The 25,400-nt window shown below is 72.1% G+C and carries 20 protein-coding genes; 11 read left to right on the forward strand and 9 right to left on the reverse strand.

The features are described from left to right. Positions 1 to 393 precede the first annotated feature (393 nt). Together ACWCXB_RS09205 and ACWCXB_RS09210 are read right to left on the reverse strand one after the other, a co-directional pair. Positions 394 to 1,611, reverse strand: coding sequence for a nucleotide disphospho-sugar-binding domain-containing protein (locus tag ACWCXB_RS09205; protein WP_450720674.1), 1,218 nt, complete (start codon positions 1,609 to 1,611; stop codon positions 394 to 396). Then, positions 1,608 to 2,411, reverse strand: a complete 804-nt coding sequence (locus ACWCXB_RS09210) for a MerR family transcriptional regulator (protein WP_450720676.1) — start codon at positions 2,409 to 2,411, stop codon at positions 1,608 to 1,610. The genes ACWCXB_RS09205 and ACWCXB_RS09210 overlap by 4 nt, the downstream gene beginning before the upstream one ends. Before the next feature lie 182 nt (positions 2,412 to 2,593). Here ACWCXB_RS09210 and ACWCXB_RS09215 point away from each other — a divergent pair, with 182 nt between their 5' ends. Beyond that, positions 2,594 to 2,929: a hypothetical protein gene (locus ACWCXB_RS09215; RefSeq protein WP_450720678.1), complete on the forward strand. Its 336-nt coding sequence runs from the start codon at positions 2,594 to 2,596 to the stop codon at positions 2,927 to 2,929. Here ACWCXB_RS09215 and ACWCXB_RS09220 read toward each other — a convergent pair. Continuing rightward, complete coding sequence (locus ACWCXB_RS09220; RefSeq protein ID WP_450720680.1) at positions 2,888 to 4,087, reverse strand: RNA-guided endonuclease InsQ/TnpB family protein; 1,200 nt, start codon at positions 4,085 to 4,087, stop codon at positions 2,888 to 2,890. The two genes, ACWCXB_RS09215 and ACWCXB_RS09220, sit on opposite strands and share 42 nt — an antisense overlap. 26 nt (positions 4,088 to 4,113) lie before the next feature. Between ACWCXB_RS09220 and merB the strand changes: the two genes are divergently transcribed. After that, on the forward strand, positions 4,114 to 4,671 hold the full coding sequence (merB, locus tag ACWCXB_RS09225; RefSeq protein WP_450720682.1) for an organomercurial lyase: 558 nt from the start codon (positions 4,114 to 4,116) through the stop codon (positions 4,669 to 4,671). 654 nt (positions 4,672 to 5,325) lie between these two features. Here merB and ACWCXB_RS09230 read toward each other — a convergent pair. Both ACWCXB_RS09230 and ACWCXB_RS09235 read right to left on the reverse strand, forming a co-directional pair. Then, entirely contained in the window at positions 5,326 to 6,048 is a 723-nt protein-coding gene (locus tag ACWCXB_RS09230; protein ID WP_450720684.1) for a 2OG-Fe(II) oxygenase, read from the reverse strand. 98 nt (positions 6,049 to 6,146) lie between these two features. Continuing rightward, complete coding sequence (locus ACWCXB_RS09235) at positions 6,147 to 7,145, reverse strand: extracellular catalytic domain type 1 short-chain-length polyhydroxyalkanoate depolymerase (protein WP_450720686.1); 999 nt, start codon at positions 7,143 to 7,145, stop codon at positions 6,147 to 6,149. A gap of 70 nt (positions 7,146 to 7,215) precedes the next feature. Here ACWCXB_RS09235 and ACWCXB_RS09240 point away from each other — a divergent pair, with 70 nt between their 5' ends. Then, on the forward strand, positions 7,216 to 10,533 hold the full coding sequence (locus ACWCXB_RS09240; protein WP_450720947.1) for a BTAD domain-containing putative transcriptional regulator: 3,318 nt from the start codon (positions 7,216 to 7,218) through the stop codon (positions 10,531 to 10,533). A 305-nt stretch (positions 10,534 to 10,838) separates the two neighbouring features. Here ACWCXB_RS09240 and ACWCXB_RS09245 read toward each other — a convergent pair whose 3' ends face one another. Further along, on the reverse strand, positions 10,839 to 11,708 hold the full coding sequence (locus ACWCXB_RS09245) for a siderophore-interacting protein (RefSeq protein WP_450720688.1): 870 nt from the start codon (positions 11,706 to 11,708) through the stop codon (positions 10,839 to 10,841). 253 nt (positions 11,709 to 11,961) lie between these two features. Here ACWCXB_RS09245 and ACWCXB_RS09250 point away from each other — a divergent pair, with 253 nt between their 5' ends. Then, the gene (locus ACWCXB_RS09250; RefSeq protein ID WP_450720690.1) at positions 11,962 to 13,140 is read left to right on the forward strand and encodes an acyl-CoA dehydrogenase family protein; all 1,179 of its coding nucleotides are present in this window, start codon (positions 11,962 to 11,964) and stop codon (positions 13,138 to 13,140) included. Positions 13,141 to 13,428: 288 nt separating this feature from the next. Here the strand turns inward: ACWCXB_RS09250 and ACWCXB_RS09255 are convergent, their stop codons facing one another. The 3 genes from ACWCXB_RS09255 to ACWCXB_RS09265 all read right to left on the reverse strand — a co-directional run bounded on the left by ACWCXB_RS09255 (position 13,429) and on the right by ACWCXB_RS09265 (position 17,379). Beyond that, a complete protein-coding gene (locus tag ACWCXB_RS09255; RefSeq protein ID WP_450720692.1) occupies positions 13,429 to 14,742 on the reverse strand; it encodes an MFS transporter in 1,314 nt (437 codons plus the stop codon). Positions 14,743 to 14,848: 106 nt separating this feature from the next. Beyond that, entirely contained in the window at positions 14,849 to 16,243 is a 1,395-nt protein-coding gene (locus ACWCXB_RS09260; RefSeq protein WP_450720694.1) for a pyridoxal phosphate-dependent aminotransferase, read from the reverse strand. A 98-nt stretch (positions 16,244 to 16,341) separates the two neighbouring features. Beyond that, positions 16,342 to 17,379, reverse strand: coding sequence for an NAD(P)/FAD-dependent oxidoreductase (locus ACWCXB_RS09265; RefSeq protein WP_450720696.1), 1,038 nt, complete (start codon positions 17,377 to 17,379; stop codon positions 16,342 to 16,344). A gap of 654 nt (positions 17,380 to 18,033) precedes the next feature. Here ACWCXB_RS09265 and ACWCXB_RS09270 point away from each other — a divergent pair. The 7 genes from ACWCXB_RS09270 to ACWCXB_RS09300 all read left to right on the forward strand — a co-directional run bounded on the left by ACWCXB_RS09270 (position 18,034) and on the right by ACWCXB_RS09300 (position 25,367). Next, positions 18,034 to 19,182 (forward strand): hypothetical protein, encoded by a 1,149-nt coding sequence (locus ACWCXB_RS09270; protein ID WP_450720698.1) that lies wholly within the window; start codon positions 18,034 to 18,036, stop codon positions 19,180 to 19,182. Positions 19,183 to 19,268: 86 nt separating this feature from the next. Next, a complete protein-coding gene (locus tag ACWCXB_RS09275) occupies positions 19,269 to 20,006 on the forward strand; it encodes a class I SAM-dependent methyltransferase (RefSeq protein WP_450720700.1) in 738 nt (245 codons plus the stop codon). Beyond that, a complete protein-coding gene (locus ACWCXB_RS09280) occupies positions 20,003 to 21,292 on the forward strand; it encodes a preATP grasp domain-containing protein (protein WP_450720702.1) in 1,290 nt (429 codons plus the stop codon). The genes ACWCXB_RS09275 and ACWCXB_RS09280 overlap by 4 nt, the downstream gene beginning before the upstream one ends. 4 nt (positions 21,293 to 21,296) lie before the next feature. Next, positions 21,297 to 21,911, forward strand: coding sequence for an SET domain-containing protein (locus ACWCXB_RS09285; RefSeq protein ID WP_450720704.1), 615 nt, complete (start codon positions 21,297 to 21,299; stop codon positions 21,909 to 21,911). A 128-nt stretch (positions 21,912 to 22,039) separates the two neighbouring features. Then, positions 22,040 to 23,659, forward strand: coding sequence for a class I tRNA ligase family protein (locus ACWCXB_RS09290; RefSeq protein ID WP_450720706.1), 1,620 nt, complete (start codon positions 22,040 to 22,042; stop codon positions 23,657 to 23,659). A 35-nt stretch (positions 23,660 to 23,694) separates the two neighbouring features. Then, positions 23,695 to 25,023 carry a lysine N(6)-hydroxylase/L-ornithine N(5)-oxygenase family protein gene (locus ACWCXB_RS09295; RefSeq protein WP_450720708.1) on the forward strand — a complete coding sequence of 443 codons (1,329 nt, stop codon included), beginning with the start codon at positions 23,695 to 23,697 and terminating at the stop codon, positions 25,021 to 25,023. Beyond that, complete coding sequence (locus ACWCXB_RS09300; protein WP_450720710.1) at positions 25,023 to 25,367, forward strand: cupin domain-containing protein; 345 nt, start codon at positions 25,023 to 25,025, stop codon at positions 25,365 to 25,367. Before ACWCXB_RS09295 ends, ACWCXB_RS09300 begins: the two co-directional genes overlap by 1 nt. Positions 25,368 to 25,400 lie beyond the last annotated feature (33 nt).

Below are 25,400 nucleotides of genomic sequence, written 5' to 3' on the forward strand. Positions count from 1 at the left end.
CCCTCGGCCGGCTCGGCGAGGCCCGAGCGGCGGTGGACGAGCTGGAGGCGATCGCCCGCGCGTGGGGGCGGCTGCGCGAGTCCGCGCCCACCGTGCTGCACGAGCCGCGGAGGCGAGCAGCGCGGTCGCGTTCGCCGACCGCGTCCCCGAGCGTGCCGTGCGTGTGCTGCGCGAAGCGCCGGCGCTGTGGCTGGAGCTCGGGGTCCCGTACGAGGCCGCGCAGGTCCGCATGGCGCCGGCCGCAGCCGACCGCGCCGCAGGAGACGACGAAGGCGCTCGTCCGGAGCTCGGCGCCGCGCGGGCCGCCTTCGAGGCGCTGGACGCGCTGCCCGACGCCCGCCGCGCCGCGGCCCTGCTCAGGCTCCCGGCGAGCTCACCGAGCACGCCGGCGGCTCAGCCGGCGAGCTGCTCGACCGCCTTCACGACCTGCCCCGCCCCGTCCTCCATGGCCATGGGACGAGCCGCCGCGGCAGCTGCCGCCGCGTACGACGCCTCCTGTACGGCACGGCTCAGGGCGTCCGCGAGGCGCGCCGCCGTCAGCCTCCTGAACGGCACGGGCGCGGTCGCCGCGCCCAGGGCGGCCAACCGGCCCGCCCAGAACGGCTGATCCGCCGCCACGGGCACCGGTACGGACGGCACTCCGGCACGCAGGGCCGCCGCCGCGGTCCCGGCGCCCGCATGGTGGACCACCGCCGCCGTCCGCGGGAACAGCAGGGCATGCGGCAGCTCCCCGACCGTGAGGATGCCGTTGCCCTCGACGGAGATCCCCGCCCGCCCGGACTGCACGATCCCGCGCAGCCCGGCCCTGCGCAGCGCCGCGACCGTCAGCGCGCCGAGCCGCTCGCCCTCACCGCCCCCCATGCTGCCGAAGCCGATGAACACCGGCGGCGGCCCCGCCGCGAGAAAGTCCTCGACGGCGGGCGGCAGCTCAGCGGCCGCGTCGTGGTACGGCCACCAGTTGCCGACGACCTCCAGCCCTCCCCGCCAGTCCGCGGGCCGCGGCACCATGGCCTCGCTGAACCCGTACAGGACCGTCCTGCCCTCCGCCTCGTGCCGCCTGCGCAGCTCCGCGCCGGACACCGGGGACAGCCCGAGCCGGGCGCGCAGGTCCGCCTCGGCGGGGGCGAAGACACGGTCCACCATCCTCAGCGAGAATCGGCCGAGCGCCCGGTTGCCCGAGCCGCCCAGTGAACGGGCACCCCCGACCGGCGGCGGAAAGTCCCGCGTCGGGGCGTCCGGCTGGAGCCGCACGTCGAGGGAGCGGATCTCCCGGGCCTCGGCGATGTGCCGCGCCAGAGGAGCCGTCGTGGTCGACATCAGCAGCAACTCGGTGCCGTCGCCGTCCGGTACGGCATCCACGAGGCCGGGACCGAGCCGCCGGGCGAACTCGACGGCAGCGCGCACGAGTTCCCGTCCGCCCGCGGCCGGACCGTGACCGCTCGGGTCCGCGGGCAGCGGCCGGAACGCGAGACCCGCGTCCCGTACGAGCCCGGCGAACGACTCGTGCGCCGCGAGCGCGACCTCGTGCCCGCCCTCCCGGAGCCGGGCGCCCAGTCCCGTGTACGGGGCGACGTCCCCGTACGAACCGGCCGTGGTGATCAGGATCTTCACCGGTCTCCTCCAGAAAGGGCCGGCCCGGCGGCATCGGCATGGACCGCATTGGCGTGAACGGCGGCCCGCAGATAGGCGGCCAGCCCGGGCCGCTGCTGCGACGGCGGCACGACGAGGGCGAACGCACGCGGACTCGAGGCGAAATCGTCGGCGATGCGGATGTGCATGTCCTGCGGGCACGGGGTGAACCAGCGGGCGATGTGCTGCCGGTGCTCCTCGGCGAGCTCCCTCGCCCGCTCACCGTCCGCCGGCTCCCCGTCGTCGAACGCGGCCAACAGGTCCTTCCGCCAGACGGCCGCCTCGCCCATGAGCCGCGCCCAGTCCTCCTTGGTGTGCGCGGCGGCGCTCGCCATGGCCTGCTGGTGGCCCTCGCTGTGCTGCCACTTCACCTGCGCCTCCGTGGCGTAGCTCAGATCGAACGCGATCTCCCCGAACACCTCGAACCGCTCCTCCGGCGTCAGCCGCACACCCGTCTGCTGCACCTCCATCGCATGCTCCGCGACCTCCACCAGCCGCCGCAGTTTCTCGATCTGCTCACCGAGCACCCTGTGCCGGGCCCGCAGTTGCTCCAGGACATCGGCCTCCGGGTCCTGGAGAAGGGCGGAGATCTCCTCGAGCGAGAAGCCGAGCTCCCGGTAGAAGAGGATCTGCTGGAGCCTGGCCAGATCGGCGTCGCTGTACAGGCGATAGCCGGCAGCACTGCGCTCGGTGGGGGAGAGGAGCCCGGTCCGGTCGTAGTGGTGCAGCGTGCGCACGGTGATCCCGGCGAAGTCGGAGACCTGGCCGACGGAGTAACTCATGGTGGTCCTGCCTTTCGTCGCGGTACAGCGTGAAGCCTGACGTGGCGTAAGGGTCAAGCGGCGACCGGACCCGCGACGCACACCGGCGTTCAAGACACACGCGCCCGCCGCGGCGCACGCTGGGCACGTACCCCGAGCACCCAGCACGCCCCGCCCACCTCGCGTACGGACAGGAACCAGCGATGACCGACCAGCACCCCGCACCGGATCCGGCCGAGGACGTCCGCCTCGCCGTCTACGACGCCTTCGCACGCACCGGACGGCCCGCGGACACCGCTGCCCTCGCCGCCGCAACAGGCCGGAGCCCCGCCGAGGTACGGCAGGCTCTGCGGGCCCTGCACGAGCACCGCGATCTCGTCCTCGACGACCCGCAGACCCCCGGCGGCGAGCGGGTCGTCATGGCCCACCCCTTCGCCGCGGTCACCCTCGGCTTCTCCGTCGTGACTCCTCCCCCGCGTGAACGCGGGGGCTTCTCGCTATGCCGGTTGGGCGTCGCGACGGGCCAGCCCGGTCCGTAGAACGTTCTGGGCGCCCACCGTGTCCGCGTGTGCCTGGTGGCCGCACGCGGTGCAGTGGAACTTCTCCTGGGTGGGCCGGTTCTCCTTGGCGGTGTGCCCGCATTCGGGGCACCGCCGGGAGGTGTTGCGGGGTTCCACGGCCATCACTTCCCGTCCGGCGCTTTCAGCCTTGGCGTTCAGGATCGTCAGGAACACCCCCCATCCGGCATCAGCGATCGAACGGTTCAGCCCCGCCTTGGCGGCGGCCCCGTTGGGCAGGAACGCGCCCGGCTGGTCGGGGTCGGGCTTCGGCGTGGGGGTCTTGACCATGTTGCGGATCTTGAGGTCTTCGTGCGCGATGAAATCGTGTTCGCGCACGAGGCCGAGAGCGGTCTTGTGTGCGTGGTCCAGGCGCTGGCGGCGGACCTTACGGTGCAGGGTCGCGACGCGCTCGACGGCCTTGCGACGGCGCTTCGAACCGCGCTTGCACCGGGAGAGGGCCTGTTGTGCGGCTTCGAGTTTCGCGGCTGCCTTGCGGCCGTGGCGCGGGTTGGCGACGCGCTGACCGTTGGATGTGGTGAGGAACGAGGCTATGCCCATGTCGATGCCGACCACGCTGCCGGTCGCGGGCAGCGGCTCGGGCTCGGACTGCTCGGCGGTCAGCACCACGTACCAGCGCTTGCCCTCGCGCTTGGCCGAGACGGTCTTGACCTTGCCGACCACGGCGCGGTGCTGGTGCACCCGGACGTGCCCGATGCCCTGGAGGCGGACGCGGGTCACCGGGTCATGCGGGGTGGAGTCCCAGCGGCAGCCGTCCCCGTCCTTGGGAAAGTCCACCGTGTCGAACCGGCCCACCCCGCGAAACCGGGGATAGCCAGGCTTCTCTCCGGCTTTGACGCGGCGGAAGAACGCGGCGAACGCCTTGTCCAGTCGGCGAAGCGTCGCCTGCTGGGACGAGAACGACCACCGGCCCTGCCGCTGCGGGTCGAATGCCCGGATGTCCTTGAGCTGCGCGGACTGCTGCCCGTACCGGACCATCGTCCTGGAGACATGCCGGTAGGCATCCCGGCGCTCCTGCAACGCCCCGTTGTAGAGGGAGCAGTGATCGCGCAGCATCTCGCCGAGCGCGATCTGCTGGCCCACGGTGGGCCGCATGAGGAACTTGTACGCACGCATCACCCGACCCACCCCCCTTCGGCCCATGTGTGATCAACCTAGCGGAGGCCACTGACAACGAAGAGAACTCCGGCGCTTCGCACCTCCGCGCCAAGGATGCGTTTCCCTCCCCGGCCGAAGCCGGGGACACCCACGCAAGATCAAGGATGGGCACCCGGACACTGTGGTGGGGCGGCTGCGCCTGGGACTCCTTCGCCGTGCCGCATCTGCTCACCGGTGAACCCGACGTCCTCGTCGCCACCCGCTGCCGGGCCTGCGACACACCGCACGCCTGGGTCGTCGGACGCGCAGCCCCGCCGCCCGGGGCCCAGGTGGCGCACTTCCTCGTCCCCGCCGACCACGTGTGGAACGACGTTGTCCACGCATGCGCCCACCAGCGGTTGTTCTGCTCCACCGACTGCGTCGACGGCTGGCTGGGGCGGACCGGCGAGTCACGCGGTTACGTCATGGACCTCGCCACACTCTGGCGGCTGGCCCGCGGCTGGTACACGGGCCGACTCGACCGCGGCTACCGGCGCCGCGACCCGGCGACCGCGGCGGCCTACTTCGCCGAGGTGGGCCTGAGCGGGCCCTTCTGGGGGCTCTGAGAGCCGCGGTGCGGGTACCGGGTGGGCCGGTGTGTCCGTCCTCAAACGCCGGACGGGCTGTGCGCGCCGGTACCGCGGGCGCGACCCGGGTGTCCGTCCTCAATCGCCGGACGGGCTGGGTGGTCGGGGGTGCCCGGTACCTGGCGGTTGCCGTCCCGGGTCCGCTCCGGGGCTCGTATCCGGGACGGCATGATTTACGGCGCGCGCAAACCCCGGACCCACCAGTCATCGCCCACGCCGCGCGCCACAAATCACGCTTTAGTGTCCCGAACACGACCCCTGCGCGTCCCCGGGGATGGTCACCGGTCGTGGCTCGCCCCGGTGGGCGGGTTTGTGCCCACCCGTTCCGCCCTGCGGAACGACTGCCCACAAGCCACGGGGTCACCCCCCCGACCTGCAGTCGGGGGACGGCCGGGGCGGGGCCGTGCAGGGTCGCCCCCGCAGGAAATCGGGCGGTGGTACCGGACGACGCCGTACCCACCGATTTCCGAGGAGGCGAGCCCGGAGGGGCCCCGACCCGCCACCCACCGACAGCAGCCGCACCAAGCCCGTCCGGCGCTTGAGGACGGACACCCCGGGCGCCCACCCGGTACCGGGCGGGCCCGGGCGGGCCCGAACCGCCGGAGGCGCCCCGCACCGAGGCCCGTACCTCGGTCAGGCCGCATCGTGGAAGACCAGCCCAAGCGCATGCCGTCGCCCCGAGCGGACGACGCTCACTCCGTGCCGCATCGCCCCCGCCGACCAGCCGCGCGCCGAGCGCACCGGCCGGTCGCGGGTGGTGAAGACCAGCCCGTGGCCCTGCCGGAGCGGGGTGGCGGTACCCCGTGACTGTGCCCGCGCCCGCTGCTCGACCAGCAGGAACTCGCCGCCCGTGTAGTCCGTGCCGTACGCGTCCAGGCCGATCACGACCTGGAGCGGGAAGACCATCTCGCCGAACACATCACGGTGCAGGGCGTTCCAGTCGCCTGTCCCGTATCGGAGCAGGATCTGCGCCGACCGGTCCTGTCCGGCCTCGTGGCACTGGGACAACCACTCCTCCAGGCTGTCGGGCCACGGCGCCGGACGGCCGAGCCGCGCCGCCCAGTCCCGGGCGACGGGCAGCAGGCGCGGATACAGCGCGTCCCTCAACTCCCGGACGACATCCGGCAGGTCATGAGTGAAGTAGCGGTACTCGCCGGAGCCGAAGCGGTGCCGGGCCATGTCGACGGCGGTGCGGAACCGCTCCTCGTCGTCGTACAGCCCGGCAACGCCGCGGCACTCCGCGGGAGTGAGCAGCCTGGGCGTCGGCGCGCAGCCGAAGGCGTCGAGCTCCGCGGCGACAGCCGCCCAGTCGGCTCCGGCCACACGCCTGTTCATCCTGGTGGGGGAGACCGTCATCGGTCCGTCAGTCCTCTCTGATCCGTGTGTTCCACCCCCCCAGGGTGCGTCGTGCCGGTCCGCGTGACCGGCGGAATTCGGACATGGAGATCGTCGACTCAGCCGAGACCCCAGCCATGGCCCAGCCGGTACGCCGCGCACAGATTCACATCCAGCAGATACGCGCCCGCCGTGCCGCACTGCGTCGCCGCGGTGCCCGGGTCGACCGGCTGGCCGTGGCCCATCCCGGTGATCGAGTACGTCTCGACGACTGCGTTCCCGGCCGGGTCGCGGTACGCCCGGTGGGGGTGACCGGCGACGGTGTCGCTGGTGTCGGGGGCCTGGTCGGCGCCGTGGACGTCCGTCCACTGCCGCATCAGATCGTCCATGTTCACGGGCTTCACGGTGTAGTCCGCCGTCCCGTGCACGACCGTGAGCGCGGGCCACGGTCCGGTGTACCCGGGCCGGGCGGCCCGTACCCGGTCGCCCCACTGGCGGGGTGTCTGCGTCGCGCCGACGTACATGCACACGTACGGGGAACCGGCCGCTTGCGCGCAGCCGTACGGCAGCCCCGCGACGACGCCGCCGGCGGCGAACTTCTCCGGGTACGCGGCCATCATCACCGCGGTCATGCCGCCACCGGCCGACAGCCCGGTGACGTACACGCGCGCCGGGTCGCCGGACGCGTCCGTGAGCTGGCGGTCGGTCATCTGGGCGATGGAGGCGGCCTCGCCCTGGCCGCGGGCGATGTCGCCCGCCTGGAACCAGTTGAAGCACGAACTCGCGTTGTTGGCGGGAGTCTGCTGCGGCAGGACGAGCGAGAAGCCCCAGCGGTCGGCGAGTTCCGTCCAGCCGCTGCCGGTGCCGTAGCCGGTGGCGTTCTGGGTGCAGCCGTGGAGGACCACGACGACGGGGCGGCCGGCGGGCAGGCCGTCGGGGACGTAACGGAACATCCGGAGGGCACCGGGGTTGGATCCGAAGCCGGTGACTTCCTGGACGGCCGGGGCGGCGGCTGCCGGGGCCGACGGGAGCGGTAGGACGGCGAGGAAGGCGACCGAGGCGAGCACGGACAGCAGTCGGTGGCGCAGGCGATGTGACGTGGCTCTCAGTGAGTTCATGGAGCCGGACGGTAGAGGCGGCACCCGGGACCGGGACATGGAGCGGGACCCCACTTCCCGGGCAGCCGGCATGTCGGCCGGGCCCGCAGCCTCGTGCGGGGGAACGGCCGCAGGGCGCGAGAATGACCGGGTGACCTACCGCTACCGCATCCTCGGCGCCACGCATGTGCTCCGCCCAGACGGAAGCGAGGTGCCGCTCAGCGGCGCCCGGCTGCGCGCGCTGCTGACCGCGCTGGCCGCAGGCGGCGGGCGGCCGCTGCGGGCCGGTGAGCTCATCGACGAGGTGTGGGGCGGCGACGACGAGCAGCCCGCGGACACCACCGCCGCGCTCCAGGCCTTGATCGCACGGCTGCGGCGCGCTCTGGGCCGCGACGCGATCACCTCGGTCCCCGGCGGCTACCGGCTCGCGGCCGAGCCGGACACGATCGACCTGTACGGCTTCGAGCGGCTGACCGAGCAGGGTACGCAGGCGCTCCGCGCGGACGACCCCGCTCGCGCCGCGCACCTCCTCGACGAGGCCCTCTCCCTGTGGCGCGGCCCCGCCCTGGCGGATCTGCCGGGCCATGACGTCGGCCCCGTCGCCGTCCGCGCCGAACGCCGCCACGCCGAGGCGCGAAGGGCACGCGCGGCCGCCGACGTCGCCCTCGGCCGTCCGGAGGCCGCCCTCGCGGACCTCGCCGAACTGACTGCCGCGCACCCGCTCGACGAATCCCTTCACGCCCTCCGCATCCGCGCCCTCCGCGCATCAGGCCGCCCGGCGGAGGCCCTCCAGGCCTACGAACACGTCCGCGCCGCCCTGGCCGAGAGTCTGGGCACGGACCCGGGCCCGGAACTGCGCTCGCTGTACGAGGACTTGCTGGGCCCATCGGGCCCGGCGGCTCTGTCGGCCCCGGCCGCTCAGGGGACACTGACGGGCTTTCCCCGCCACGGCAATCTGCGAGCCCGGCTCACCTCCTTCGTGGGCCGCGACCGGGAACTCGAGGCGCTCCGTGAGCAGTTGGCCAGCCACCGGCTGGTGACTCTCGTCGGAACCGGCGGGGTCGGTAAGACGCGGCTGGCGTTGGAGGCGGCCGACGGTGCGCGCGGTGCCGCCGACACCGTCTGGGTGATCGAACTCGCCTCCGTACGGGACGGTGCGAGCGTGACCGAGGCCGTGCTGACGGCACTCGGGGCGCGCGAGCCTCACGTACGAGCGGCGGGGGACCCGCAGGGCCGGGGCCCGGAGCCGCCGGCGCAGCTCGTGGAGGTCTGCGGGGCGCGGCGGATGCTGCTCGTCATGGACAACTGCGAGCACGTCGTCGACGCGGTCGCCGGGCTCGTCGAGACCGTGCTCACCCGCTGCCCCGGCGTGTCCGTGCTGGCCACCAGCCGCGAGCCGCTGGGCGTGCCCGGGGAGGCCGTGCGGAAGGTGGAGCCACTGACCCGGGGCGGGGCGCTGCGGCTGCTCGCCGAGCGAGGGGCGGCGGCCCGCGACGGGTTCCGCACGGACGAGGACCCGGAGGCGTGCGCGGAGATCTGCCGCCGCCTCGACGGGCTCCCGCTCGCCATCGAACTCGCCGCCGCCCGCCTCCGCGCGCTCTCGCCGCGCCAGATCGCCGACCGCCTGGACGACCGCTTCCGGCTGCTCAGCACCGGAGGAAGGACCAGCAGGACCGCACTGCCCCGGCAGCAGACCCTGCGGGCCGTCGTCGACTGGTCCTGGGACCTGCTCGACGCGCCCGAACGCGCCGTACTGCGCCGCCTGTCCGTCTTCTCGGGCGGCTGCGCCCCGGAGCAGGCCCAGACCGTGTGCGGGGACGCGGAGTTGCTCGCCTCCCTGGTCGACAAGTCGCTCGTCGTCGCCCGGCCCGACGGAGCGGCCGGACGGATGAGGTACCGGCTCCTCGACACCGTCGCCGCCTACGCGGCGCGCCGCCTCGACGAGGCCGGTGAGCGTGACGCCGTCGAACGCCGCCATCTCGTGGCGTACCGGGAGCTCGTACGGACCGGCGACCCCCTGCTGCGGGGCCCGGGCCAGGCGGAGTGGCTGGAGCGGTTGGAGACCGAGCACGACAATGTTCGGGCCGCCCTGCGCACCGCGACCGCGCGCGGCGACGAGCAGGACGCGCTCTGTCTGACGCTGTCGATGAGCTGGTTCTGGCAGCTGCGCAATCATCAGGCGGACGCCCGCCATTGGGCCGCCGCGGTCGCCGCGCTCGGCCCCGACCCGTTCGCGGCGCCGGTGCGACACGCCGCGCCACTGCCCGAGCGGTGCACGGACACGCCGCCGCCCTGGGAGCCGGAGCAGCTGTGGGAGGCGCGCAGAGGCGTACGGCTGCTCATGCTCGCCGCGGGCGCCGCGGGACCTGACCTGTCCGGGATCGTCGCCGCGTACAGCCCGGGCCTGCCGCAGAACTGCCGCCAGCCCGGGTCCATGTGGTACTTCGCGCGGCTGATGACAGGCGAGTTCACCGGGCTCCGCGAGAGCATCGACGCCTTGGTGCACGGATGCCGCGTGCACGGATACGACGCCTGGGACCTCGGCCTGGCCCTCCTGATGCGGGCGAAGCTCCTCGATGACGGCCCGGGCGACGCCGACGAGGCCCTCGCCGTCTTCGAGCGCGCCGGTGATCTGTGGGGTGTCGCCGAGTCGCTGTCCGCGCGCGGTGAGGCACACGAGAGCCGCGGGGCGTACGAGACGGCCGCCCTGGACTTCGAGCGGGCGATGAAGACGTCCGCACGGATCGGCGCGCATGCCCAGGTGCCGGTGTTCAAGGCGCGCCTCGCCTCCGTACGTCTGGAAGCCGGCCTGGAACGAGCCGGCGAAGAGGCGGCGGAGCACCTCCTGCGCGAGGCCGTCGAGGAGTCCCGGGCCTTCGCCGGACAGGCGGTCAAGCCGGCCAGGCTGCTGCTGGCACGGCACTATGGCCGCACCGGCCGTACGGACCCGGCCCGTGAGCAACTGCGGCTCACCGCCGAGGAGTTCCCGGCGGGAACGCCCCCGCTGTTCACCGGGACGGTGGCCGGGATGCACGCCTGGCTGGACTGCCTCGACGGCGCGTACGAGCCCGCCGGCGCACACGCCCGTGACGCCGTACGCGAACTGGCGAGCCTGGCGTACCTGGTCGCGCCCGGGCTGATCGTCGACCAGTTCCCGGTCGCCGCCTGCGCCGGTGCCCACCTGGGGCGCGCCGAGTCCGCCGCCCGCCTCCTCGGCGCCTACGACGCCCACCGCGCCGCCGCGTCGGGCGGCTTCGCCGGCTTCCGCCCGTTCCCGCCGTCCGCGGAGGGGCCGCTGCGACGCCTGGCGGAGACGGAGGTACGCGCGGCGCTGGACCCGGAGAAGTACGCGCGAGCGTACGAGGAGGGCGCCGTCCTCACGGTGGAGGAGGCCGCGGCCCTCGTCTGACGTGTGCCTCTGCGGCCCGATGGGTGGTTCCCTGCGGAACGACTGCCCACAAACCAACGGGGTGCGGCCACCCACCGGGGCGATCTGGCGCCCGCAGCTCGCGCGAAGCGCGGTGACCACGCGGCGGAGCCGCATATCGGATGCAGCGCAGTCCAGGACACGCCGGAGCGGACCGGGACGGCACCGACCCGGCACGGGGCACCCCCGACCACCCAGCCCGTCCGGCGATGGAGGACGGACACGCCGGTCACCGTCACGGCACCGGGCAAGCCGGACCGCCACGACGTCGCGCACACGGTGCAGGCCTACCCCTGATCCCGCGCCTGCGCGAGCCGCTCGCGCGCCTCCGCGAGGTCCGCCTCGGTCGGGGCGTCGTCCTGGCTCAGCCGCTGCCGCCAGTAACCGGCGAAGTCGACCGACCGCTTGTCGACGCCGCGTTCGCCGACCAGGTGGCGCCGCAGCGCGCGGACCGCGCTCGCCTCGCCGCCGAGCCATGCGTACACCGGTCCGGGCGGGAACGCGGCCGTGCGTACCGCGCCGACCAGCGGCCCGCCAGGTCCGGCCGGACGCCCGTTCCGGTGCAGCCAGTGGACCGTCACCTCGCCCTGCGTCGCGAGGCGCTGCTCCTCGGCGGCGTCGGCGACCTCCGCGTACACGAGGGTGCGGGTTCCTGCGGGCAGCCACTCCAGGATCGTGCCGATCGCGGGCAGCGCCGTCTCGTCACCGGCGAGCAGCACCCACTGCGCCGCCCCGAGGTCGATGGGCCGGGTGAAGTACGCCGAGGGACCGAACATGCCGAGTGTGTCCCCGGGGCGGGCCGCCGCGGCCCACCGCGTCGCGGGACCGGCGTCCTCGTGCAGAACGAAATCGATGTCGATCGTTCCGCGTCGCGCATCGCACGCCCGGACCGTGTAGCTCCGCATCCACGGCCGCTCGGCCTCCGGGATCGCGCTGAACGCCGCGTACCAGCGCATCACATCACCGTCCGCGCCCGGTTCGGGCAGGCGCGGCGCCCGCTGCCCGGGGCGCGGGAAGTACAGCTTCACCTGCTGGTCGGGTGCGTCCAGGGTGAACCCGGTGAGATCCGGTCCGCCGAAGGTGATCCGAGCCATGCGCGGCGTGAGCCGGCGGACACCGGTGACCTGGACGAAGCGGAGCGGGAGTGTGTGATCCATCGGGACTCCACGGGAGGAGGGGCAGGGACCTCGACCGTTCCAGCCCCGGCCGACACGCCACCGACACGCCACCGACGCGCCCCCTCGTACGGCCCGACGCGCGCCCTCGGCGCCCCCTCGTACGGCCCGACGAGCCCGCTCGTAGGGCCCGACCGCCGCCACCGCCTGTGCCCGCACCCTTCCGAATTACTGCAACACGTTCTACTGTGTCCGCGCCGCAGCGACCGGAGCGAGCGAGACGCCTGGAGGGGCCGTGCACCTCGAATACACGCCTGAGCAGCAGCAGTTGCGCGCCGAGCTGCGTGCGTACTTCGACGGGCTCGTACCGGACAACGCCTACGCCCGCTACGCCGACCCCGCCGCCCAGAAGCGCTTCTACCGGGAGACGATCCGCCGGCTCGGCACCGACGGCTGGCTCGGCGTCGGCTGGCCGAAGGAATACGGCGGCCGCGGGCTGACCCCGATGGAGCAGTTCATCTTCTTCGACGAGGCCGCCCAGGCAGGCGTACCGCTGCCACTGATGGCGCTCAACACCGTCGGGCCGACGATCATGCAGTACGGCACCGACGAGCAAAAGGCGTACTTCCTGCCGAAGGTCCTCTCCGGCGAGATCGACTTCGCCATCGGCTACAGCGAGCCCGACGCGGGCACCGACCTCGCCGCGCTCAAGACCCGGGCCGTCCGTGAGGGCGACGAGTACGTCGTCAACGGCCAGAAGATCTGGACCACCAACGGAGACACCGCCGACTGGGTATGGCTCGCCGTCCGCACCGACCCGGACGCCCCGCCGCACAAGGGCATCACCATGCTCCTCGTGCCGACCTCCGACCCGGGCTACTCCTGCACCCTGATCAACACCCTCGCCTCCCACGACACCACCGCCAGCTATTACGAGAACATCCGCGTCCCCGTCTCCCGCCGCGTCGGCGAGGAGAACAAGGGCTGGCGGCTGATCACCAACCAGCTCAACCACGAGCGCGTCACCCTCGCCGCCCACGGCACCATGGCCATCCGCGCACTCCACAACGTCCAGCGGTGGGCGTCCGGGACCAAGCTCGCGGACGGCCGCCGCGTCATCGACCTGGGCTGGGTCCGCGGCCGCCTCGCCCGCACCCACGCCAAGCTCGACGCGATGAAGCTGCTCAACTGGCAGATGGTGAACGCCGTCCAGGAGGGCAGCCTCACCCCGCAGGACGCGTCCGCCGTCAAGGTGTACGGCTCCGAGGCGCGCCGCGACGCCTACGCCTGGCTGATGGAGGTCGTCGGCGCCGCCGGCCCGCTCAAGGAGGGCTCCGCGGGCGCCGTCCTCCACGGCGAGCTGGAGCGCGGCTACCGCTCCGCCGTGATCTTCACCTTCGGCGGCGGCAACAACGAGATCCAGCGGGAGATCATCTCCTGGATCGGGCTCGGGATGCCGCGGGTACGGCGTTGACCGCGTGTGACCACAGATTTTAGTTGTCACATACCAGAGCTGGTTGGCACCAGGTGGACCCGAAATCAGGCTAGCGGGCGCCGGTGGTGACTCGGCAGCCAGACGGAGCCGTGAACCGTCGCGTGCCGTCCGGCGGTTCGTACGCGAGCGGCCCCGGCTCAAGACCGCAGCGGTGCGCACTCTCCAGTCGGTCGGCAAGGTGCGCGACCGCCACCCGTGAGCAGGTCCCTCAGGCCCCCTCCCGCCCGGTGCAGGCTCCCTCAGCCCCCTCAGGACTCCTCAGCCCCCTCAGGACTCCTCGGACGAGGCGGCCGCAGCCGTTTCCGGCGTCAGCGTCCCCCGCCACGTCGCGACGCTGCCCAGGAAGATCGCGAACAGGCCCACCGCGGCTCCCCAGAACAGGAAGCGTGGGCCCTGGGAGGCGATCAGGGCACCACCGATGGCCAGTCCCAGGGGTTCCACGCCGAACGACAGGGTGCGGAAGGCGCTGTTGACGCGGCCCTGGAGGTGGTCCGGTGTGGCCGACAGCCGGTAGGTCACCAGGGACACCGCGAAGATCGGCCACAGCAGGTTCGTGATCAGGACGCCGGCGGCGAGGAGGACGATCGACGGTGCGGCGGCCATCGCGGCTGCCGCGACGGCCCACAGGGCGACGGAGCCGAGTGCCATGGTGCGCAGGCTGATGCGCTCACGCAGCCATGATGCGGCGAACGCGCTGACCACCGTGCCGAGGCCGACCGCGGCGAGGATGAGGCCGATCAGTCCGGCGTTGATGTCGAGGTCCTCGGTGGCGAGGACGATGGTGGCCAGATTGAGCGGCGCCTGAAGAAAGTTGATCAAGGTGACCATCACCATGAGCAGGCGCAGCAGGCGCTGCCGCCAGAGGAACGACATCCCCTCCTTGAGGTCGGCCATCACGGAGCGCTGTTCGTCGGCCGGCCGCTCCTCCTGGAACGACTTCCGTACGAACAGCAGCGAGGCCCCCGAGAGTAGGTAGGTGACGGCGTCGACGGCGTAGCTGTAGACGGCGCCGAGCGTGGAGTTCCTGGCCAGGCCGATCAGAGCGCCGGAGAGTGCGGATCCGCCGACGCCGGCTGCGGAGTCGGCCACCTCGTTGAGGGCGTTGGCGGAGGCCAGCTGCTCCTGGGGGACCAGCTTTGACAGGGCGGACAGGTGGGAGACGGCCGAGAAGACGTGCCCGACGCCCTCCAGGAAGGCGACCGCTGCCAGGTGCGCGATCGTCAGGCTGTCGAAGGCGTAGGCGACCGGGATCGTCGCCAGCGCGGCGAAGCGGCCCAGGTCCGCGACGATCATGACGCGGCGGCGGTCCCAGCGGTCGATGAACACGCCGGCCAGGAGGTTCAGCAGTAGGTAGGGGGCGAGCCGGGCGGCTCCCACGAGGCCGGCCATGGTGGGTGAGCCGGAGAGACCGAGGGCGAGGATCGGCACGGCCAGGTTGGAGAGCGCCGTGCCCACCGACGAGACGGTGAACCCGCCCCAGACGATCACGAAGTCGCGGTTCGTCAGCAGCCCGCGCCAACGGCGCTCGGGCGTCGCGGCCGGCGCCGGCTCCGCCACCGACGTGGTGTCCTCTGTTGCCATGGTTACGTCCGTCCGTTCCTTGTTCTTCCGTCGCAACACTGTCCGGCCCGCCGCACGCCTCAGCAGTGGCCCGCCGCACACGCCCCAAGAGTGGTTCGCGCACGCCTCAGGCGTGGTCCGTCAGGAACGTGCGCAGTGCTTCGATCTGGGCCTCGAAGACGGGCCGGTCGCTGGCGCAGGTGATCCGCAGCCAGTGGGCACCTGCGGGGCTCTTGGCCGCGGCCAGCTCGGTGTCGGCGGTGAAGCAGGCCAGGGGGAAGCAGGAGACGCGGCTCTCGTCGTAGAGGCGCCGGCCGAAGGCGAGGGGATCGGCGTCCGGGCCGGGTAGGCAGGCGAGGTAGTTGAAGCCGGCGTGGAGCGGTGTCGCGGCGAGCTGCCACGGCGGGAGCGTCTCCTGTGCGAGCCGCCTGTTGTCGGCGATGGTCTGGTACATGTCCCGCAGTTCCAGCCGGTACTCCTCGACCTCGGAGGTGTCGCTCACGGCCAGCAGCTCGCGGGAGGCGTCGTTGAGGCCCTTGAAGCGCTGCCAGAGGGCTTCCGAGACGCCGCCTCCCCCGAGCTGCTCTCGCCGCAGGTGCGCGGAGTAGGCCAGGTCGCGGGCGATGCCCGACACGGCGACGAGGGGCGGACACCCGCCGAAGCGCTGGTTCTCGATGAATTCGACGAATTCCGGGGAGCCCATGGCGTAGCCGAAGCGCAGGCCGCTGACCGCCCGCCGTTTCGCCAGCCCGTCGACCACCAGCGTCCGGTTCCAGTAGTCGTGCCGGTCCAGTGCCGCGCCGTAGTTGAGGACCCGGATGTCCGGGTGGGCCGCGAAATCGGCGCTGACCTTGTCGAGTACGAGGTGCGTACCCCGCTGCTTGAGGATTCCGACGATCTCGTCGAATTCCGCTTCCGAATGCTGTTCACCGGAGGGGTTGTTGGGCTCGGTGAGGAACAGCACGGTGGCGCCGGAGGCGTCGAGTGCCGCCTCGATTTCCGCCGGACTCGGCAGGAAAACCCCTTCGCGGTCCGTGAACACCTCATGGAACGTCAGACCCGCCGAGAGGATGGTCTGGTGGACGATGGAGTACTGGGGCCCTGCGACCAGTACCTTTTCCGCTCCGCGGACCCGGCGGAGGAAGTCGAAGGAGAGCCGTACGCCTTCGGCCGCGCCGACGGTCAGCGCGGTGTCGACGGGCGCGTCCAGGGGGCTTCCTTTGAGGCTCTCCTCGTAGACCAGGGCGCCGCTGCGGAGGATGGATTCGCCGAGGGGGCCGCAGTAGCAGTTGATGTACTTCCAGTCGCGTGCGTCCTCGGCGATGCTGCGCAGGATCACCGACGGCGGGCGCAGGTAGTTCACACCAGACGAGATCATGTGGACGGTGCCGCCCTGATAGCTGGAGTAGTCCACCGTGTTGTGGTGGATCTCGAGCTGGTGGATGAGCGACTCGTTCCACGAGATCTCGGCGACCTCCTGTCCGACCCGGGCGGATGCGGACGGCTGGTGGTTCGTGGTCATGCTTGTCGAAGCCTCTATCCCGTGTGTGTACCGGTCAAGGATCAGGGGCCGGGCCCGCCCCGGCGTCAGCACGAGGGCAGGGGCCCGCCCCCGTCGCGTCAGCGTGCGACCAGGTCCGCGACGGCGGCGGCCGTCGCGGGGGCGAAGCGGTAGCCCGAGCCGCTGGAGGCGCCGGCGAAGACGAGCCGTCCCGCAGGGTCGAGGGGCTCGACCAGCGGCGCGCCGTCCGGGCTGTACGCGTCACAGAAGACCCGGCCGGCCGTCGCGGCCGCCCGCAGGTGCGGTGCGTAGCGGTGGAGCAGTTCGCGGGCCTCGGCCACGTTTCTGCTCGACAGACTGGCGGAGACCGTGTCGGGGCTGACGTCCCACTCCTGGCAGGTGTAGCTGAACAGCCAGTACCCGCGCTGCACCATGGGGAGGAGGAAGGCGTCCTCGTCGTCGAAGACGAGCACAGGGTCCTCTTCGGTGGGCCGCTGGTCGATGTGGAGCGCGACGATCTTCTTCACCCGCGCGCCGAGCGGGGCCACCAGCTCCTTCCACGGGCCCGTGTGCAGCCAGGGGCCCGGTGCGAGGACCACGCGGCCGGCACGGATCGTCCCGCCCGTACTGAGCCGGAGCGTGCAGCCGTCGCCGTCGGGTGACAGGCCGACGACCGCCACGCCCTCCCTGAGTTCGACGCGGTCGCGCAGCTGTCCGGCGAGCAGGCGGGTGAGCGCCGGGACGTCGGCGTAGTGGCAGCCGCTGCCGTGCCATACGGCGGAGTCCGCCGGAAGGTTCACGAGGGGATGGGTGCCGCCGCCCCTGACGAGGCGGGCGTGATCCAGGTACTTCTCCGACAGCGCCGGGGCACGGGCTTCGCGGGCGACGACGGACACGTCGAGTGGGAAGAGGGGCCAGGACGGGTGGTCCATGAGCAGTTGCGCGTAGTAGTCGTGGCTGTATGCGGCGAAGGCGCGGGCGCGCGGTGTGACGCCGCGGGGGAAGTGGACCCCCGCGGAGCGTCGGCTGGCACCGCCGGCCAGATCGCCGGACTCGACCACCACGATCGACCGGGTGGGAGTGCGGGCGGATAATTCACGGGCCGTCAGGATTCCGGTGATTCCCGCCCCGACAACGGCGACGTCCACCTGCTTCATGAGCGGGCGGAGGTGTCGATCCCCGCTCTCTGCTCGTTTCTTCTCATCGCGCTTGACGCGTACGTCATGGAGCTACGCCGGCCGTGTTTTGGGCGCGTTAAATACTTCACTGTTTCCCCCGTAATTTTCGGGCCTGCGAGCTTGGTTCGCCCGGGCATTGATCTCGGCCTGTCGCCGCTTTTGCGGGATCGCCGTGAATTGCTCTCGATGTTGGTCCCAGTGATTCAACTACATGAAATCTGGAGTGTCAACGGAGATCGTTTGGGATCGCCGATTGGCCAGATCGACGCCCTCTTGCCCGGGTAAACCTGTATGAAATCGGGCATAGTGCATGGCGCAAAGTGAGGGTTGACGAGGAACGGTCGTGACGTAGGCTTTGATCATCCGGGCCTTCGCGATTTGGTAAAGGTCGCTCCGGATGTTGATGACTCTCCGAGCAGCGTGACCATGTCGGGCCTCAGTCGCCGCGACTCTCACTCTCGGGTCCACCGACTCACCACCATCGGTCGACAGGTGTTTTTGACACCCGGGACCTGGCTGCGTTCAAGACGTTCAATCGGCAATCGCCTATATTTCCGCCACCCCATGAACTCCAGATCTGACCGCTCTGGACGGGCCATGCGGTACGGCGTTTGCGACAGGGAGGAAAGCGCAGTGCGCGGAACGCTGATCAATCCGGCCATCAGTGAACGGAACGTCAACTGGATGGTGTGCGACTGGGACCTGGCGGAACTCGACCAGAACCTCGTCTGGCAGGCCGGCCTTGCGGCCGCCCGGGTGCGGGCCTCCGGCGAATTCACCGATGCCCTCAAGCTTCTCGTCAACGGCTCGTTCGTCGCGGATCCGGCCGCCTGGCCGGGCGGGACCGGTGCCACGGAGACCCCCTGGGAGTGGCTCGACCGCACCGTACGGTCCGTGGAGGGCGAGGCGGACGCCGTCCTCTACTACGCACGCGGCCTGCAGGAGTACCACCGGGGGCTCTTCGAGGTACTCGTCGGCGGGCTCGCGCCGCTGCTCACCGCCGTGGGCCTGCCGCGCGGATACATCGAGTCGGAACTGTTCCTCGGCCGCTACTCGGCCACGCCCGGCGGAATCCACCGCGAAGGGTGCACCAACCTGCACATGGTGCTCCAGGGCAAGAAGGTGATGCACCTCTGGAACACCAGCGACTGGATCCCCGAGGGCACCGATGTGCGGGCCGACACCGACCCGCTGGGCAACGTCGAGGAGGAGTACCTGCCCGATCTCGCCGTGGCCGACGTCGAGCACCTGACCACGACCACCCTCCGCCCGGGCGCCGGGCAGGCCATGTTCTGGCGCAGCGGCATCTGGCACGTCGGCGACACCCCGGAGCCCTCGCTCTCCTTCAACGTCGCCATGTACACCGGCAGTTTCAACAACCCCAGGCCGTGGACCGACGTCCCCGTCGGCACGGACGGGCAGCTGCGCCGCGCGTGGCTGGCCGAGTACCGCGAGTTCGCCGGCCTCGCCGAGACCGACGCCGAGGCGCTCGCCCTCGTATCGGCGATCGGCATGCGCGGCATCGCCCCGCAGGACCCGGAGCCGCAGCACACCCCGGCGGCGATCCGGCGCCGGACGCCCGCCCCGCTGCTGTGGACGCACGACGACGACGGCGCCCTGCTGGTCGCCACCCACGGAGCGGTGCGCCGGTTCCCCGCCGAAACGCTCGACTGGCTCGTCGGCCTGGTCGGCTGCTCCGTGGACGAGGCCAGGGAGGTGCCCGCCGAGGCCGGGGACCTGGCCCGCTGGCTGACCTGGCAGTCGTTCGCCGACGCGGTCTGACCCCGCGGCGCTCAATGTTCCCCGGCCCGGGCCGGCCGGCACGGCGGCCGACCCGAGCCCACCCCTCAGGACGGAAAGGACTTGGAGTGACGACCTCGGAAGAGGATTGGAACGAGCAGGACTCACAGGACTTCATCAGGTACGGGGAGTACTTCGTACCCGAGCGCGAGGCGCAGGCGGGCGTCATCGCCTCGGTGATCCCGGCTCCGCCGGCCGGCGCCCGGATCCTGGACCTGTGCTGCGGCCAGGGCCGGCTCAGCGCCGCGCTGCTGGAGGCCTTCCCCGAGGCGGAGGTCGTCGGCCTCGACATCAGCACCACCATGCTGGACACCGCGGGCCGCGAGCTCGCCCGGTACGGCGACCGCTTCCGCACCGAGCGGTTCGACCTGGCCGCCGGCGACTGGCGCAAGCGGGACGAGGCCCCCTGGGCCGTGGTGTCCTCCCTCGCCGTCCACCACCTGGACGGCGCAGGCAAGCAGCAGCTGTTCGCCGACGTGCACGCCATGCTCCGTCCCGGCGGAGCCTTCGTCCTCGCCGACCTCGTGGAGGCGACCGGCCCGCTCGGGCACGAGCTGGCCCGCCGGATGTGGGACGACGCGGTGCGCGAGCAGAGTGCTGCGGCGGGCGTCGGCGAGGCGTACGAGAAGTTCCACGAGCTGGAGTGGAGCCACTACCACTACCCGGACCCCCTCGACCGGCCGTCGCCACTGGGCGACCAGCTGAACTGGCTGCGGGACGCCGGATTCACCCACGTCGACGCCTACTGGATGAAGGCCGGCCACGCCGTCTTCGGGGGCATCAAGCAGGAAGGACCCACCGCATGACCACGCGCGAACACCCGCGGCTGATCTTCGGTAACTTCGTCAACGAGCTGATGGTTGCCACCCCCACGGCGCGGCACGCCAAGGCCCTGGTCGCGGTCTCCCCGCGCAAGATCTGGCTCACGCAGCCGGGCGACGTGGTGGTGCTTCCCACCGCCGCCTCCGAGCCCCTCTGGGAGTACGCCTGCGCACTGCTCGGGTTCGCCCGCTCGGAGGTCACGTGCGTGGCCGCCCCGTCCGAGGACCTGATCACCCTCACCGACGCCGTCCGCAAGGCGGGCCTCACCGAGCGCCTGCGCTTCCTGGCCGAGGCCACCCCCGGCCTGCGGTTCCAGCCCTTCGCCCTGGACCGCCCCGCGCTCGACATGGCGGCCGAACTCAGCCTCCCCGTCGACGGATACGACCACGGCAAGCCCTCCGAGACGGTCCTCGAAGCCGTGTACCGGATCAACACCAAGCCCGGGTTCCGCGACGTCGCGGCCCAGCTCGGCATCCAGGTCGCGGCGGGCCGCGTGGCCGCCGACCGCGACGAACTCGTCACGGCCGCCCGGGAGACCGTCACCTCCTACGGCGGAGCGGTGGTCAAGCCGGTCCGCGGGTCCAACGGCTACGGCGTACGGTTCCTGTCCACCGAGGACCTGCCGGGCCTGGAGGCGCTGGTCGACTCGTACCTCTCCGAGGTGTCCGACCAACCCCGCGGCTGGGTCGTCGAGCAGCGCCTGGACCTCGCCCGCGTGGTGACCGTGGAGATGGAGGTCACCGAGGTGGGCCCGCAGGTCCTGCACGTGGGGGAGATGCGCACCCCCAACGGCAGCTTCAGCGGCCAGGTCACCCCGCTGGAGGAGAATTCCCCCGCCGTGGACCGGCTGACCGCCGACGGCCTCGCACTCGGACGCCACCTGGACCAGCTCGGCTACCGGGGCCCCTTCGACATCGACGGCGGCATCACCGGCGACGGTCAGCTGTACGCCACCGAAAGCAACCTGCGCCGCACCGGCGCGACCTACCTCGACCTGCTGGTGCGGCGGTTCCTCGGAGCCGAGGGCGCCGCCCGCGCGGTCTGGCTCGCGGACTCCCGCCCCGGCGGCGTCACGCCCGACTTCGCCACCGGCCTCGGCCTGGTACGCGAAGCCGGCCTGGCGTTCGAGCCGGGTGCGACGGAGGGCGTGGTGCTCACCGCCGACACGCTCGCCTTCGACGGCAAGTGGCGCTACCTCGTCATGGGCACCAGCCACCGGCGGGTCGAGGAGATCGAGAAGCACCTGGCCGACGTCCTCCGGCTCGCGTGACCCGGTGCTGACCTCCGGAATCGACATCCGGCCCAGTACGACGGACAACGTGGGCCTGTTCGCCACCGAGCCGATCCCGGCCGGCACCGTCGTCTGGCTGCCCTGCGCCAAGTGCCCCACCTGGTCCGCCGACGAGCTGGGCGCCGTACCGGCAGAACGCTTCGGCCTCCTCGACAAGTACGGCCACCTCCTGGAGGACGGAAGTCTCCTGCTGCCCTGCATGGGCGCGTTCCTGATGAACCACTCCTGCGCGGCCAACGTCCTGGACACCGGCCTCGACTTCGGCGTGGCGGTCCGCGACATCGCCCCCGGCGAAGAGGTCACCTGCGACTACGCCACGTTCACCGCGGACATCGGCTGGTCCATGGAATGCAACTGCAGCACCCCGGAGTGCCGCGGCACCATCACCACCGAGCAGGGCCACGACCCGGCGCTGCGCGCACGGCTGACGGACCGGATCGACCGGATCCTGCCGCGCGTCGCCGCGGTGGACCAGCCGCTGCACGACGTGGTCTCCGCCGTCAGCCCCGCCTACGCACGTCTGCGCCAGGGCGCCGGCAGCGTGGCGGCGGCCGGCACCGGAACCACGGTCTGCGCACCGTCCTTCATGCCCCGCTGAGGACACCCCTCAAAGACCCGCGGCGCTGCCCCTCCCGGCAGCGCCGCGGGATACCCCACCACCCCACGCGACGGAACGCATCCGACATCCGGCCGCCGCACCCACCCGATGGACCGAAAGGACCGCCCGTGACGGGGAACATGCTGGTCACCGCCACTCCGCCGACCCCCAACGGGGAGCTCCACCTGGGGCACCTGTCCGGCCCCTACCTCGCCGCGGACGTCTTCGCCCGCCACCAGCGCCGGTCGGGCACCACCGTGGCCCACCTCTCCGGCATCGACGACCACCAGAGCTACACCGAGGCACGCGCCGTCCGCGAAGGCACCATCACCGCCGCGCACGTGGCCGACCACTACGGCGAGCGCATCGTACGGGCGTGGGCCGACAGCGGAATCCGGCTCGACGTCGTCGGTCGCCCGCGCGCCATGCCGCTGCACCGCGAGCTGACCCGGCGGATCTTCGCCGAGCTGTACGAGCGCGGCGACATCGTCGCGCGCACCCGCCCGCTGCCGTACTGCGTGCCCTGCGACCGATGGGCGTACGAGGCGTACGTGTCGGGCGCCTGCCCGTACTGTGGTAGCCAGTCCGGCGGGAACTCCTGCGAGTCGTGCGGCCGGTCGAACGACTGCGCCGACCTGATCGAACCCCGCTGCACGATCTGCGGGACGGAGTGCGAGACCCGCTCCTGCGAGCGCCTGTACATGCCCCTCGAACGGCACCGCAAGGCCCTGGAGGAGTTCTGGGGCGACACCGCCATGAACGGCCACCTCACCGCCCTGTGCCGGTCCCTCTCGGACGACGGACTGCCCGAGATAGCCGTCACCCACCCCGCGGACTGGGGCATCGAGGCCCCGGTCGAAGGCTTCACCGACCAGCGGATCTACGTCTGGTTCGAGATGGCGGCCGGTTATCTGGCCGGCGCCGGCGAACTCGGGGACTGGCGCGCGTGGTGGACGGGCGACGCGCAGGTCGTGCAGTTCTTCGGCTATGACAACGGCTTCTTCCACGCCGTGCTGTTCCCCGCGATCTTCTCGGCGTGGGACCCGGCGATCACCCTGCCCAAGGCGCTGGTGTCCAACGAGTTCTACCGCCTCGACGGTTTGAAGTTCTCCACCAGCCGGCAGCACGCGATCTGGCTCCTGGACGCCCTGGACCGGACGCCCGCCGACCACCTGCGGCTCTTCCTGTGCTGGGACCGGCCCGCCGCCGCCCAGACCAGCTTCACCCAGGAGGCGTTCGACTCCTTCCTCCACGGCGACCTGCTGCCGCGCTGGCACGGCTGGCTGAAGGAACTGGCCCGCCGGGCCCGGACCGCGGGCACCGCCACGGCGGACCCCGCGCCCGAGCCGGCCGCGGCGGAACGTCTGCGCACCCGCACCCGGCGACTGCTGGAGCTGGTCGGGGAGGCGTACTCGCTGCCGGGGTTCGCGCCGCGCTCCGCGATCGCGCTGCTCGACCTGCTGGTCCGCGAGGCGGCGGAGGCAGGCCAGGACGGCGACCACCTCGCCGGCGTGCCCGGGCTCGCCGACGCCCACGCCCGGGGCGTCTCGGCCCAGCTGTCGGCGGCCGCGGCCCTGGCCGTGGGGCTCTGCCCGATCGCGCCGGCCATGGCACAGCAGCTGTGGGCCGCCCTGCAACTGCCTGGCGACGTCGCCGATGTGCCCTGGGACCGGGCCCTCGACGGGATCGGGGTGCCCGCCGGGACCGGTGACCTGAGCACCGCCTGTGCTCTGTTCGCACCGCGCTGACGGTGCTCACGACGTACGAACCGACAGGGGGCCGCATGGAAGACGTGGAACAGTACGACCTCGTGGGGATCGGGACCGGCCCCACGAACCTGAGCCTGGCCGCGCTGGCCGAGCCGGTACCGAATTTCTCCGCCCGGTTCCTCGACGCCAGACCGGAGTTCCGCTGGCATCCGGGGATGATGGTGCCGGACGCCGAACTCCAGGTGTCCTACCTCAAGGACCTGGTGACGACCGTCGATCCGACGAGTCGCTTCTCCTTCCTCAACTACCTCGCCGAGAACGGGCGCCTGTTCCGGTCGCTGATCGCCAACCGCGACCGCTGCACGCGGCAGGAGTTCGAGCAGTACTACCGCTGGGTCGCCCGCCAGCTGCCCAGCCTGCGGTGGAACCGGCCGGTGGACGAGGTCCGGCTGCGCCGGAACCGGCTCGAAGCGGTGTCCGGCCGCACCCGGTACTCCACCGGCTCGCTGGTCCTGGGCACCGGGCGCACCCCCGCACTGCCCGGCTTCGCCGAACCGTTGCAGGGACCCACGGTGCTGCACGGCGCCGACCTCCTCCACGTGGCTCCGAAGGTGCGCGGCAAGGACGTCCTCGTCGTCGGAGGGGGCCAGAGCGGCGCGGAGGTCGTCAACCACTTCCTCGGGCCGGACACGGCACTGCCCGGACGGCTCACCTGGATCTCGAGCCGGGCCGGGTTCCAGCCCCTGGACGACTCGCCGTTCACCAACGAGTGGTTCGCACCGGACTACGTGGACCACTTCCACCGGCTGCCCGCCGAGCGCCGGGCGGAGCTGCTGCGCCGTCAGCGGCTTGCCAGTGACGGCATCACCGAGTCCCTCCTCGAAGCCATCTACCGGCGCCTCTACCAGCTGGACTTCCTGGCCGGCGCTCCCGTGCAGCACCGGCTGCTGACCTGCCGGCGGGTCGTCGGGCTGGAGCGCGACGGAGACCGGCTCGTGGCGGCCGTGCACGACCAGGACCTCGACCGCGAGGAGGTCCACACCGCCGACGTGGTCGTCTTCTGCACGGGCTACCGCAGCGCCCTGCCCGCCTGCATGGACCCGCTCGCGGACCGCCTGCTCAACGCGCGCGGCGAGCTGGAGGTCAACCGGGACTACTCGCTGGAGTGGGACGGCCCGGCCGGCGTGCGCCTCTACGTCCAGAACATGTCCGAGCCCACTCACGGCGTGGCCGACCCCAACCTCAGTCTCGCCGCATGGCGCAGCGCACAGATCCTCAACGCGGTCACGGGCCGCAAGGTGTACCGCGTCGACCACGAGACGTCCACCACCGCCTGGGCCGGCGGCTTCCCACCGCCCGGTGCCGCACCGTCCGAACCGTTGCCGACCGTGAGGAGCAGCTGATGTCCGGTCCCGTGAAGGTGGCCTTCGCCCCCGCCGAGAGCATGCCCGGGATGCTCGTGGAATACATGTCCCTCAGCCCGGGCGGGTCAGAGGCGCCCCCGCCGTTCCAGGGCTCCCGGTTCCGTGTGCCGCCCGGCGAGACCAGCGAGCCGGACGAGCACGCCGTCGCCGAGATCTGGCTGGTCCGGTCCGGTACGGGGACGGTCCTGTCCGCGGGCAGCCGCACCGACATCGGCCCCGGGGACGCCCTCTACTACCCGCCCTGGGTGCCGCACCAGGTCACCGGCACCGGCGCTGAACCGCTCGAGGTCTTCAGCCTCTGGTGGACCCCGCAGCCGCAGTGACGGCCGGCCCGTGTCGCCGTCCGAGAAAGGAGC

The organism is Streptomyces sp. NPDC001514, from assembly GCF_053597075.1.